Annotated in this window: 10 protein-coding genes; 8 read left to right on the plus strand and 2 right to left on the minus strand. The window is 39.3% G+C overall.

Features of this window, described 5'->3' with window-relative positions; all coding sequences use genetic code 11:
• The first annotated feature begins 3 nt into the window (after positions 1-3).
• Together ACTJKC_RS02060 and ACTJKC_RS02065 are read left to right on the plus strand one after the other, a co-directional pair.
• Positions 4-1,371: a RagB/SusD family nutrient uptake outer membrane protein gene (locus ACTJKC_RS02060; RefSeq protein WP_440789819.1), complete on the plus strand. Its 1,368-nt coding sequence runs from the start codon at positions 4-6 to the stop codon at positions 1,369-1,371.
• Positions 1,372-1,379: 8 nt separating this feature from the next.
• On the plus strand, positions 1,380-3,911 hold the full coding sequence (locus ACTJKC_RS02065; RefSeq protein ID WP_440789821.1) for a zinc-dependent metalloprotease: 2,532 nt from the start codon (positions 1,380-1,382) through the stop codon (positions 3,909-3,911).
• A 318-nt stretch (positions 3,912-4,229) separates the two neighbouring features.
• Here ACTJKC_RS02065 and ACTJKC_RS02070 read toward each other — a convergent pair whose 3' ends face one another.
• Together ACTJKC_RS02070 and ACTJKC_RS02075 are read right to left on the minus strand one after the other, a co-directional pair.
• On the minus strand, positions 4,230-4,376 hold the full coding sequence (locus tag ACTJKC_RS02070) for a hypothetical protein (protein WP_440789823.1): 147 nt from the start codon (positions 4,374-4,376) through the stop codon (positions 4,230-4,232).
• 856 nt (positions 4,377-5,232) lie between these two features.
• The gene (locus ACTJKC_RS02075) at positions 5,233-5,979 is read right to left on the minus strand and encodes a TlpA family protein disulfide reductase (protein ID WP_440789825.1); all 747 of its coding nucleotides are present in this window, start codon (positions 5,977-5,979) and stop codon (positions 5,233-5,235) included.
• Positions 5,980-6,359: 380 nt separating this feature from the next.
• Here ACTJKC_RS02075 and ACTJKC_RS02080 point away from each other — a divergent pair, with 380 nt between their 5' ends.
• The 6 genes from ACTJKC_RS02080 (at position 6,360) to ACTJKC_RS02105 (ending at position 12,391) form a co-directional block, all read left to right on the plus strand.
• Positions 6,360-7,094 (plus strand): HlyD family efflux transporter periplasmic adaptor subunit, encoded by a 735-nt coding sequence (locus tag ACTJKC_RS02080; protein ID WP_440789827.1) that lies wholly within the window; start codon positions 6,360-6,362, stop codon positions 7,092-7,094.
• A gap of 24 nt (positions 7,095-7,118) precedes the next feature.
• Positions 7,119-8,597 (plus strand): TolC family protein, encoded by a 1,479-nt coding sequence (locus tag ACTJKC_RS02085; protein ID WP_440789828.1) that lies wholly within the window; start codon positions 7,119-7,121, stop codon positions 8,595-8,597.
• The gene (gene glf, locus ACTJKC_RS02090) at positions 8,587-9,693 is read left to right on the plus strand and encodes a UDP-galactopyranose mutase (RefSeq protein ID WP_440789830.1); all 1,107 of its coding nucleotides are present in this window, start codon (positions 8,587-8,589) and stop codon (positions 9,691-9,693) included. Before ACTJKC_RS02085 ends, glf begins: the two co-directional genes overlap by 11 nt.
• 305 nt (positions 9,694-9,998) lie before the next feature.
• Positions 9,999-10,952, plus strand: a complete 954-nt coding sequence (locus ACTJKC_RS02095) for an FkbM family methyltransferase (protein ID WP_440789832.1) — start codon at positions 9,999-10,001, stop codon at positions 10,950-10,952.
• Between the two features lie 289 nt (positions 10,953-11,241).
• Positions 11,242-11,796 (plus strand): hypothetical protein, encoded by a 555-nt coding sequence (locus ACTJKC_RS02100; protein WP_440789834.1) that lies wholly within the window; start codon positions 11,242-11,244, stop codon positions 11,794-11,796.
• 34 nt (positions 11,797-11,830) lie between these two features.
• Positions 11,831-12,391, plus strand: a complete 561-nt coding sequence (locus tag ACTJKC_RS02105; protein WP_440789835.1) for a hypothetical protein — start codon at positions 11,831-11,833, stop codon at positions 12,389-12,391.
• Positions 12,392-12,471: the final 80 nt, after the last annotated feature.

Below are 12,471 nucleotides of genomic sequence, written 5' to 3' on the forward strand. Positions count from 1 at the left end.
ATCATGAAAAAATTAATATACACCGTATTGGCGTTAAGCTTGTTGAGCTTTCCTTCATGCAGAAAATATGTTGAAATTCCACCTGAACAAACCAAAATTTTAAGTACGGCTGCCGATTATACACAGTTGATGTATAACTCCTCTGCAAACGAGCAGGGCTATTATTACCCGATTTTTTCGGGTGATGATGCAGGAAGCGATGAAACCAGGTGGCAAACCAGTTTGCAAACTGCGGCGGGAAATGCCTATACCTGGGCCGAACGTAATTTTGGGTCGCAGGAAGAAGATCTTGATTGGCAGAATGCCTATAGAAAAATCTTCATTTATAATACAATTGTAGATGGCATTATGGGAAGTGTGGGTACAGACGAAGAAAAGCAGATCGGCATGTCCTACGCGCTTGTACACCGTGCTTTCGAATACTTTTCGCTAGTAAACCTTTATGGCAATCAGTACGCCGCTGCAACAGCAGCAAGCGATCCGGGGGTACCTTTGTTATTGAAACCAAAATTTTTGGGCGATTTAACCCGCGCAAGTGTACAAGCGGTTTACGATCAGGTTATATCAGACCTGAATACGGCAATCCCCGGACTTAAAAACCTTCCTGATTTCCCTTCAAATCCGTCAAAAGTTTCAGCATATGCGATTTTATCCCGTGTTTACCTTCATAAGCGCGATTTCGTAAACGCCGAAAAATTCGCCGATATGTCATTGGCCCTTCAAAGTAACCTGCTTGATCTGAATGTATATAAAACAGGCACGCCTGCTTTTCCAACAAAAGTTAATAACCCCGAAGAGCTGCTGATCAAAAGAACCAGTCAGTTTCCGGTTGCCTTTCCATTAAGTACCGATGCCGAAAATATGTATGATAAAACCAACGATATCAGGTATACACTTTTAACTACGCCGGGTGCAACATTGCCTGCAACTACTTTTACGGTAAGCCGTGGTTATAATAAATCGAGGTTAACCAATGATGGAGGTTACATCGGGCCGAGTGTACCGGAAATGATTTTGATCAAAGCAGAATGCGAAGCACGTGCCGGCAACATTGCAGCCACGTTAAGCTTATTGAACGATCTGCGTAAAAAACGCTACAACAATGCATCGGCTTATATAAACCTCAGCGCGGCAAGCGCAAACGAAGCCTTACACTTGGTTATCGACGAGCGCAAACGCGAATTTGTTGCCCGCGGTTTCAGGTGGTTCGATCAGAGAAGGTTAAGGCAGGATGCCGGCTTTATTGGTACGGTCACCCGCATTTTTAAAGGAGTAACCTACACGCTGGCACCAAACAGTAACCGGTACACCTTTGCCATCGGCGATAAATACATTCTATTAAACCCAGAAATCACACAAAATCCCAGATAATATTTAAAATGTTTAATCAAAAGTCAATACTATTTTCTACAGCGATAAGCTTAACCGCTATTGTATCAGGCTGTGCGCTGTTTCATAAAAAGCCGGTTCCGGCCAAAGTTGTAGCGGTTGATCCCGCAAAGAAAACTGCCGATAGCTTAAAAAAAGCTACAGGTTTAAAACCATACAGCGAAGTAATAACCAAAGGCACGCAAACCAAAGTTGGTTTTTTTACCGTTCATCAAAAAGATGAAAAATACTATTTCGAGGTGCCCAACAAAATATTGAACAGGGATATCCTGATCGTTAGCCGTATTTCAAAGGCCTCGGCAGATATGAGAAACGGTTCATCAGGTTATGCCGGCGACCAGCTCGGCGAAACCGTTTTCCGTTTCGAAAAAGGCCCTAACAAAAAACTTTTCCTAAGGCGCATATCCTTTTCCGAGTTTGCAAAAGACAGTACAACAACCATGTTTGCCAGTCTGCAAAAAAATAATGTGAGCGCAATAGTAGCTTCATTTCCGGTATTGGCCATGCCGAAAGATTCATCGGCTGTGGTGGTAGATGTAACCGATTTCCTGAATGCCGACAATGATGTACTTTATTTCCAGAAAAAGGTCTTTAAGGATAAAGCAGGGATGGCCGGACAGCAAAATGATAAAAGCTATGTAGATTACATCCATACTTATGCCAGGAACATAGAAATTGGCGCGGTTAAAACCTATTCGGCAGGTTTAAACCCAACCGGATCGAGCTATACCGTAAACATCAACTCATCACTGGTACTTTTAGATCTTAAACCCATGCGTGCACGTCTGGAGGATCCACGTGTTGGGTATTTTTCAACTTCTTTTAGGGATTTTGATGTTGATCCGCAGGGCGTAAAGACAACAACATACATCAAAAGATGGAAACTGGAACCTAAACCCGAAGATGTAGAAAAATATAAAAGGGGAGAGCTGGTTGAACCTGCCAAACAGATTGTTTACTACATCGATCCGGTAACGCCAAAAAAATGGGTACCTTATTTAATGGCAGGGGTAAACGATTGGCAGAAAGCTTTTGAGGCAGCGGGTTTCAAAAACGCCATTATTGCCAAAGAAGCGCCTACAAAAGCGCAGGATAGCACCTGGAGCATTGATGATGCCAGCCACTCGGCAATTATTTACCGTCCATCTGCAATTGCAAATGCCATGGGTCCGAGCATTTCCGATCCACGCAGCGGCGAAATCATCGAAAGCCATATTTTCTGGTACCATAATGTAATGGCATTATTGCAAAAATGGTACCGCACGCAGGCAAGTGCTGTTGATCCAAGAGCCAGAAAAGCCGAGTTTGATGACGAACTGATGGGTAACCTGATCCGTTTCGTTTCATCGCACGAAGTTGGCCATACTTTGGGTTTACTACATAATTTTGGATCAAGTTCTACTGTTCCTGTAGAAAAACTGAGGGATAAGGCCTGGGTTGAAGCCAACGGACATACCCCATCTATTATGGACTATGCCAGGTTTAACTATGTGGCCCAGCCAGAAGATAATATCAGCGAAAAAGGAATTTTTCCCAGAATTGGAGATTATGATAAATGGGCAATAAAATGGGCCTATACCTGGCACCCGGAGTACAGCTCTGCCGAAGAGGAGCACAGAGCCTTAGTTAAAGTAGTAAGCGATTCGCTAAAGTCCAATCATCGCCTATGGTTCGGATACGAAGGTGAAGCTTTCGACCCGAGATCGCAGAATGAAGATTTAGGTGATAATGCTGTGCTGGCCAGCGCTTACGGTATCAAAAACCTTAAACGTATTATGCCGCAGATCGATAAATGGGTAAGTGTTCCGGGCGAGGATCAGTCTAAACTATTTGCGGCTTATTCGGGCATCTGGGATCAGTTCGAACTATATATCGGCCACGTAACCAAAAACGTTGCAGGCGAATATCACACGCCAAAAGTAAATGGCGAAAGCGGTATGGTAATCGAATCTGCACCAGCCTGGAAACAGAAAGATGCAGTAAAATTCCTGAATGATAACGTATTTGCAACACCAATGTGGTTAAACAATACCAGCATCACCAATAAGTTAAGCATTAATTTTGGTGTCGAACTTAATGCCATGCAGCAAACCAGTATCGATGCGCTAATTACCAGGAACAGGTTAAGCAGGATGCTTACCAGCGAAATGAAAGCCAAAGGAAAAGCATATACGATAAACGAACTTTTCAGTGATCTGGATCAGGGTATTTTTAAAGAGCTTTATAATGGACAAAATGTTGACATCTACCGTCGTAATATGCAAAAACTGTACGTATGGCGACTAATGGTACAGGGGTTTTATAATATGGATATGTCTACCATCAACCCGCCAAGCACTTTCCGTTTTACCGTAACCGATTTAAATGCCATTATCAGGGCAGAGTTAAGAAAACAGCAGGCCTTATTTAAAACAGCGCTTACTAAACCGGGCTTAAACAATATAAACAAGCTCCACTTAAAGGAAATGATCTTTATGATTGATAGCAAATTTAATGCAGAACGTAGCGGACTGGCCAGATAATAAGATAACCTACCTATGAAATTTTAGAATAAGTTAGTATGATTGATGATGGGATAATTCCTGGATAGGATTATTTCGTTGAAAGCTGTATCATCTGTAAAAAGATATACAGCTTTTTTTATTAAAAATCTTTCGTTCTCATAAAAAATGATTTCAGGTTACATCAGGCGAACTTCTTCCTTTATACCTACCTTATGGCTTACAATCAAGGGGGGCAAGGCATCGCCGAAGTTAATATGACTCAATCTTTTATGCAGCTAGTCAACAAAAAAGTTCATCGAAGCTTTAATCCATTACCGGGATTGCATTAATTTCCTCTTAATAAAGGTTTTTCCTTATCCTGATTAACGAAGATTGTGTAATGCCAAGGTATGACGCCAGATAGGATAAGGGAATTTTATTTACCAGATTGGGATACCTGCTCAGGAATTGTAGATAGCGCTCTGTTGCATCTTTGTCCGTCATTGCGCTAAATTTATTTAGTTTTTCAGCTAATCTCTTTGCTGTGATCTTCGCAATTATGCTGTCCCAGCTGACAATTGTTAATGACAGCTCCTCCATTGATTTTTTCGGAAAAGCTATATACCGGCAATCTGTAACCGCCTGCACACATTCGGTTGATGGCGTGCTTTGGTTGTAATTGTGTATATCTGCAATGAATTTGTTTTCTTCAATAAAGTACTTCGTGATATCATCTCCTTTTTTTTATTGTATTAATTTAACCTCATCACGCCTTTTGATGGGGATTCGCTAAAAGTGGGGAAGAACCTGAAAGTGTCAGTCCGTTTCGGACCAAACTGTACGCGGATTTGATTGCCGGTCAATTCCCTAAATTGTCCCTTTCCCTCTGAACGCATAGGATCACCAACCTCGAATTCCACTTCTACGGTAAGCTCTCATTTTAACATGTTCCAACAAAGTACCGGACCCTTTCAAGGAGATCAGTAAAGCATCACAGCAGGAAAATACAGTTAAACATCTTCAAAAAGGCGCCATGAGACGCTTAAATGAAAAAACCAATTTATTTGATCCTACGTGGCAAAACATATAACTATCAGATAGTTAATCGATTAATGTCAGTCTGATTGCGGGCAGTATGGGATCAATCGTCTGTGATTTATCCAATTGAAAGCAAGTTGTGTTTTTTGCAATGTATTCCAGTCATCTCCCGCATTACTTTTGGTGCGGCTTTAAGACAAATTGCGATAATGTGTTTTTTTGTCTAGGTTTGCTATTTTTTATCAGGTTAAGTTTGCTTCTCTATTCTAATAGCCTTTTCAAGCAATTATTTAATAAACTATTGTAAAAAGCTGGCATGATGTTACATCGTGAGTTTAATCGCTGCCTCCAGTCTTTCCAGCCCTGTATCCTCCTGATCTGAATTGTATGTGATTTTTCCCTTGGAATCAATCAGAATACAGGTAGGTACTGCATAAATGCCGAAAGACTTTGGGATCTTGCTGTCCGAGAATTTCAGCCGCTCCGAGACATTGATCCAGCTAAGTCCGTTTTTCTTGAGGTGCTCTTTCCACCTCACTACATCATCATCATTATTAAAATACACCACTTTTAATCCGGATGCTTTGTATTTATCGTAAAGCGTTTTTAATAAGGGTAACTGCTTTTGGCAGGGTAGGCACCAGGTGGCGGATAAAACGATCAAGTATTTTTGTCCGCTTAATGACCGGCTGTCAAATGTATTGCCATCGATATCACTGACCGTAAAATCGACGATATCTTTGCCGACCTGTGCTGCAAGGTAGCCTTTGATATAATTCTTTTGTCGTTTATATATGGAAAGGCCGAGCGGTGATTCTGAAAGGTTGGTGCCCAGCTTTGCCCAGGCTTCCAGTACTGCGTTGGCGTGGCTTAATGAAACCTCACTTGCACTGGTCTGGTAAAGTAGCAGCAGACTAAAGAATTCTTTTGGATGCGAACTGACCAGCTGTAGCTGGTTTTTTATATCTTCCAGGAAAACTGCCCTGGGTATTGTCCTGCCATTGGCTGTTAACGGGTATTGATCATAGAGGGCATGCCACAGCTGATCGGATTGGGCCCGGATTTTCATGCTATTGGTCTCCAGGCCGGAAATACCCGGTTGACCATTTAAACATTTTCCATCCCTAAGCGGATCGAGAGCCCACCGGAATCAAGGGGGAACTTGACGGAGGCATTTTTTCCTTTAATTGGATAAACCAACTTAATTGACCCCGTTCCGCCAATTTTGAGGTGTGGATAAGTCGGCTGTAAGCCAGTAGGTTATTGCTTTCTTATTTTTGGTGAGATGGGGTCAATGCCTTCTGGTTTTTCCACTCATTAAAAAGCCTGATAGATTATTCTGAAGATAACATTTTTGAGCAACAGAAGGCTGGCTTAACCGAAGGCATTGTATGGCGTAGGAAAATATTGGATGAAGGAAAGAACGCCTTGAGTATATCGACAGAAAATATGGAAATCTCTGAAAAATGGTTGAATAAATATTCCTCGCAAAACAAAGACCTGGTTCCCACCTATGATCTTGAAATCGATAAAAGCCGGATAGACCTTCTTTCAGCTAAGCAAAACAAGCAAAATTTAATAAAAGAAATCACTTCGGTTGAGATGCAGATAAAAGAGAGTGAGAACAACTTGTCTCAACTGGCAGTACAACGTAGGGAAAAAGAGAGACAACTCCACCTGGATTTATTGGCCTCTTATCACGAGTTAAGCGATCAGATAAAGCAATGGGAACAAATTTACGTACTTAAATCACCGTTTGACGGTCGAGTGGAATTTTTGAAGTTTTGGTCCAGCAACCAATTTGTCCAGGCCGGAGATGATGTATTTGGAATTGTACCAAAGGAAAACAGAGTGCTTGGACAGGTGCTCCTGCCTGCAGTGGGAGCTGGCAAAGTTAAGAAAGGCAGTATTGTTTCCATAAAGTTGGATGATTACCCTTATGCCGAATTTGGTTCGGTAAAAGGGGTCGTAAATTCTATATCCCTTATAACCAATGAATCCAGGGCAATGCAAAATAATGTCAACACCTACTTGGTAACTGTAGATATGCCAGATGGATTGGTTACAAACTATGGGGACAAATTAAACTTTAAATACGAGATTGGAGGACAAGCTGATATCATCGTAAAAGACCGAAGATTGATCCAAAGGCTGTTTGATAACATAAAGTTTAATACGAAATAAGCAAACAGTTATATGAGATTTTTTTTGTTAGTATTAATAGCTCTAATCCTGTTCGGTCCAGCTGTATATTCCCAGAATAAAAAAAAGCTGGACTTATTCAAAGGCATCGAGATTGCCTCTGATAGTTCTTTGCAGGCGTTCCTCACTCAGAATTATTATCAATCCGGGTACTGGGATTACCGTGACTACAGAGCTGCCCGTCTGCCTTCGCTATCGCTGAGGTCGACACCGTTACAATACAACCGTAATATCGTAAAACGTTATGATTTCCAAGAAAACATTGATGTCTACCGGAGCCAGCAATTTTTGTATTCATCGGGTGGGATGACTTTAAGTCAAAACTTGGATTTAACAGGAGGAACATTCTTTGCAGATTCCGAATTAGGCTATATAAAGAGCTCCGGAGATAATAAAAATAGGCAGTTTAACGCCATCCCAATACGGATTGGCTATTCACAAGCGCTCTTTGGGTTCAATACCTTTAAATGGGAGCGGAAAATAGAACCGCTGAAGTTTGAGAAAGTAAAAAAAATATTCCTTTATCGTCAGCAGGAAATAGCGGAAACTACTGTGCAATATTTTTTTAATTATGCACAAGCCCAAAAAGAATATGATCTGGCATTGGAGGATTTACTGACAGCAGATACTTTGTATACAATAGGATTGGAACGTCAAAAAATATCTGCTATATCCGAAGCTGATGTGCTAAGCTTGAAATTAGACAAAATCAACACAAAGAATACGTTAAAAAGTGTTGAATTAGTATTGAAAGATGCAAGATTTGCTTATCTGCACTTCCTAAATCTTGACAAAAGCATGGAGTATTCTATACTTTTACCGGAAAAATTGGATGATATCCTTATTCCAGTTGGTAATGCTTTAATGTATTCCCGGGCCAACAATCCTGACTATCTGGGTTATCAGCAAGAATTGCTGGAAGCAGAACGGGAAGTAGACAGGACCCGCGCTTCGGTCTTCGATGCAAGTATATCTGCCAGTTTAGGATTTAACCAGGTTGCAGATAACTTTGCCGGAGCATATAGTAGGCCTCTTCAACAGGATTTAGTAGCAGTTAGCTTAACGATCCCAATTCTGGATTGGGGCGTAAGAAAAGGGCGCAAAAACATGGCCAAAAGCAATCTGGTCGTAACAAAATTTTCAGTGCAGCAGAAAAAGCAAAATCTTGAGCAGCAGTTGACATCAGTGGTTGATGATTTCAACAATCAGAAAGAGTTGATCGGTTCTGCACAAGAACTTTTATCGCTTGCAAAAAACGCCTATCGGATTAATCAAAAACGCTTTGTGATCGGAAAAGCAGATATGAGTGCACTGAGCTTTTCTTTAAACCGTTACAAAGAGGCGCAGAGGAACTATGTAAACTCGCTTAAAAATTATTGGGCAAGCTATTACAAAATCAAAAAGCTTACGCTTTACGATTTTTATAAACATCAGGACTTATCGGTTTTACTGGAAAAGAATATTAATAATCTACATGAAAAATAAAAAACACGAATATGATTACTTACTGGTAGGTGCAGGTTTATTCAATGCCGTCTTTGCCCGTGAAGCCGTTAAGCAAGGCAAAAAATGTATCGTAGTTGAAAAAAGGGATCATATCGGAGGCAATCTGTATTGTGAGAATGTAGAGGGGATAAATGTACATAAATATGGAGCCCATATCTTTCATACCAGCAATAAGCAGACCTGGGATTACGTGAATGAACTGTGCGAATTTAATCACTACCGGAACTCCCCTTTAGCCAAATACAAGGACGAACTTTATAACCTGCCTTTCAATATGAATACGTTCAATCGCCTTTGGGGATTGACCACACCAGATCAGGTGAAACGGAAAATTGAAGAACAGCGGCTGAAAGTTGATAACCCCATGAATTTTGAAGAGCAGGCCTTGTCTTTAGTAGGGGTGGATGTATATGAAAAGTTGATTAAAGGCTATACTGAAAAACAGTGGGGAATCGATGCTAAATTATTGCCGGCATTCATCATTAAGCGCTTACCAATCCGTTTCACTTACGATAACAATTATTTTAACGATATCTATCAAGGTATACCTATTGGTGGGTATAATTCGATTTTCGATAAATGCTTTGAGGGTAGTGAAGTTCATATCAATATGGACTTTTTTGCAAACAAAGATCTAATGAGCTCGGCAAGTAGGATAATTTTTTCTGGGATGATCGATCAGTACTATAATTACTGTTATGGAAAACTTGATTATCGTTCATTGCATTTTGAACATGAGGTGATGGATACGGACAATTTTCAGGGTAATGCGGTTGTAAATTATACGGAAAGGGAGGTTCCATATACCCGTATTTTAGAACATAAACATTTTGAATTTGGGACCCAGTCAAAAACCGTTGTCACCAAGGAATATTCCCAACAATGGGAAATAGGTTTAGAGCCATATTACCCTATCAATACAGGTGAAAACCAGGCTAGGTTTGCTAAATATGAAACTTTGGCAAAGAAGGAAAGCAATATTTACTTTGGGGGCAGGCTAGGCGAATACAAGTATTATGATATGGATAAGACGGTGGAAGCAGCTTTGGATCTGTTCAGCAGGTTAAACGGCTGATCAAGGCTGTAAAATCATACATACAGATCGTTATATGATCAGCTTGATATAACTTGGTTGGATAAACGCTGAGCGCACCAATATGCTGCTATCGGAAATCTGGAAATGAAGTATGACACAAGGTGGTTTTTTCTGGTCATTTAAACCGGTAAATGCATTATCTCGCGATCGTTGATGTCACCAGGTCTTTGTCCTTGATCTATCGTTTATCCAATTCTTCAGTAGCATTATTTGTTTTGTCTTTGGTTACAAATTATCTGGCTAAGTAATTAATGCGCTATATTTTAAACTATATTTAAATTAATATGCTCGGAATTAAACTTAATATTCTAAGTGCGAAAATTTATTTTTTAAGGCTAAAGATTAATGTTTTAAAGAAAATGCCTTTTTTTAAAAAGAAAAAGGAAGCAAATCTATTTAAGAAACATTTTATGCTTACAAGCCTCATCAGTACCTATCAGGAACAATGCTTTCGAAGGATTTTCGGCCCGCACGCAAAGGGTGTAATGTTTGCAACCCATAATGGGACTTTGGTTTCAAGTCCGATGGATACTGAAATTAACAGGAGCCTTGGAAACTATGCTCAATATGATCTGGACAAGATTCACTTTTTAAGTAATTTTATTAAAAAAGAGCATACTTTATATTTTCTAGGCGTCCATATCGGTACCTTACTGATTCCATTATCGAGAAATGCTAGTAAGACAATAGGTTTCGAAGCAAATCCAGATACGTTTGAATATCTTAAAAGTAATTTGAATTTGAATAAAGTTTTACATACAACAGTATATAATTATGGTGTGTATGATAAGCAGGGAACCTCATCATTTTATAAAAGCAAGGCGAATACAGGAGGTAGTAAGATTAAGCCACTCAAGGATCAGTTCCTATATAATTACGATCGCCCGGCTGAGACAGTGATTCAAACTATATGTTTGGATAGTTTTGTGGAAGCAAACAGGTTGCCTTATCCAGATGTCATGGTGGTGGATATCGAAGGGGCTGAATATGCTGCGTTAAAAATGGGAGGACAATGTTTGACATATTGTAAATATTTGTATATCGAATTTGTCCCCCATCATTTATTTAATGTTGCCGATATTGATGTCAATACATTTCTTTCTGTTATAACGCCGTTTTTTGGTAAGATGATAATTGTTAATTCTCCCCATCACGAATTTTCAGGTGAAGATATTTACAAAGTGTTAACGGATTTCTTTATTAGAGGAATTTGTGTTGATCTATTGTTTTTTAAATAAACGATTGTGCCAGGCTTCATTGGGGCAAACTATTCTATCATATCATTGCGAGTTAGTAATTCGAAGAATAATACTCATTACCAGGCTTTGCTAAAAGTCACCACTGGTTTTTTCACCATCGTGGCCATTTTTTCGGGCTATTTTTGGTCATCACCACTTCCAGCGGTAAACTTATTCCTGTATTATTACCCGTAAAATGTAAACTTATTCTGGTATTATAATTCAATGGCAAGTAAATTCAGGACGCACTATAATTTTTATTATATTTGATAAAACAACATATTATTAAATGAGGAAATACATCCGTTTAGCTTTAATCGTATTAGTATCTACATTGTTTGTTTTTCAGGCCCATGCACAAAAAAAAGATAATTGTGTTTTTTTTGATACCGTCGTAAACAGCCATAGCCAAATCTTTCCATTTTCTGGTATTCCATCAGCTATTGAAATGGCGCTAAAGCAATGTAAAGCAGTGGATCTTAATTTCTATAAGTTACAAAATGACTGGCAGAACAAAACTGATGGCTCATTCAGTGACTTTGACAAAAAGAAATTATACGGAGTTACGTTTTACCAAAAATTCAAATTGCCCCGGGATGTAAATTTTCCCTTGGATAGTCTTTTTCAAACCATAGATAAGGAATTGAAATTGGGTAGAAAAGTCATTATCGCATTGCAGTTGGAAAATGGCTGGCCGATTTTTGTTGTACATAAACGAATGCCGAATGGAGAATTTGTTTCCTACAGTAAATTTGGAAATAATACATTGATCGTCAGAAATACAAAAGAAATCGTGAAAAAGTCTAACGGTACGGAAATCATGACTTATAGCACTGGTCAGTAATTGGAGATAAGTATATTTTACTGTAATAATTTAAATGATGAAAAAGATCTTCTTTAGTTTAGTCGTGTTATTATGCACATCTGTCATTTTTCATTCGAAGGCTCAATCCCAAAAAACCGATAGTTGTTTATTGTTTAATACTGTCGTAAATAACCATGATCAAATCTCTGAATTTTCCTGCATTCCATCAGCTGTTGAAATGATACTTAAGTATTATCAAGTGGTCGATTTTGATTTTTACGAGCTACAAAATAAATGGAAAAACAAAACCGATGGGTCTTTCCATGATTTTGACAAAAAAAAATTGTACGGCATTACGTTCTTTCAAAAATTTGTTCTGCCGCGGGATGAGAAATTCCCGATCGATAGTCTCTTCAGGACAATAGAAAACGAATTGAAGGCTAAGAGAAAAGTAATTATCTCAATTCCCTCAAACACGGGCTGGCACATGTTTATTATCAGTGAACAAACTCCAGATGGGGAATTTGTTTCCTATAGTAAACTGGGGAGCAACACATTAATACTCAGAAATACTAAAGAAATTGTGAGAAATTCCCATGGTACGGAAATTATGACTTACAGCATTGCTTTGTAGCGAAGACCTTTACAAGCTAGTTTTTTGTACTTGATGCGATATGCTGGCTTTCTCGGGGCCGAATAGATTTTTTACTCTCA

This window comes from Pedobacter sp. 22226 (genome assembly GCF_052045455.1).
GTDB classification, from domain to species: Bacteria; Bacteroidota; Bacteroidia; order Sphingobacteriales; family Sphingobacteriaceae; genus Pedobacter; species Pedobacter jeongneungensis.

Coding starts and splice junctions, on each gene's coding strand:
- ACTJKC_RS02070 (WP_440789823.1), bottom strand. CDS start 4,376: ATGACGGACAAAGATGCAACAGAGCGCTATCTACAATTCCTGAGCAGG.
- ACTJKC_RS02100 (WP_440789834.1), top strand. CDS start 11,242: ATGAGGAAATACATCCGTTTAGCTTTAATCGTATTAGTATCTACATTG.
- ACTJKC_RS02065 (WP_440789821.1), top strand. CDS start 1,380: ATGTTTAATCAAAAGTCAATACTATTTTCTACAGCGATAAGCTTAACC.
- glf (WP_440789830.1), top strand. CDS start 8,587: ATGAAAAATAAAAAACACGAATATGATTACTTACTGGTAGGTGCAGGT.
- ACTJKC_RS02075 (WP_440789825.1), bottom strand. CDS start 5,979: ATGAAAATCCGGGCCCAATCCGATCAGCTGTGGCATGCCCTCTATGAT.
- ACTJKC_RS02095 (WP_440789832.1), top strand. CDS start 9,999: ATGCTCGGAATTAAACTTAATATTCTAAGTGCGAAAATTTATTTTTTA.
- ACTJKC_RS02080 (WP_440789827.1), top strand. CDS start 6,360: ATGGAAATCTCTGAAAAATGGTTGAATAAATATTCCTCGCAAAACAAA.
- ACTJKC_RS02060 (WP_440789819.1), top strand. CDS start 4: ATGAAAAAATTAATATACACCGTATTGGCGTTAAGCTTGTTGAGCTTT.
- ACTJKC_RS02105 (WP_440789835.1), top strand. CDS start 11,831: ATGATGAAAAAGATCTTCTTTAGTTTAGTCGTGTTATTATGCACATCT.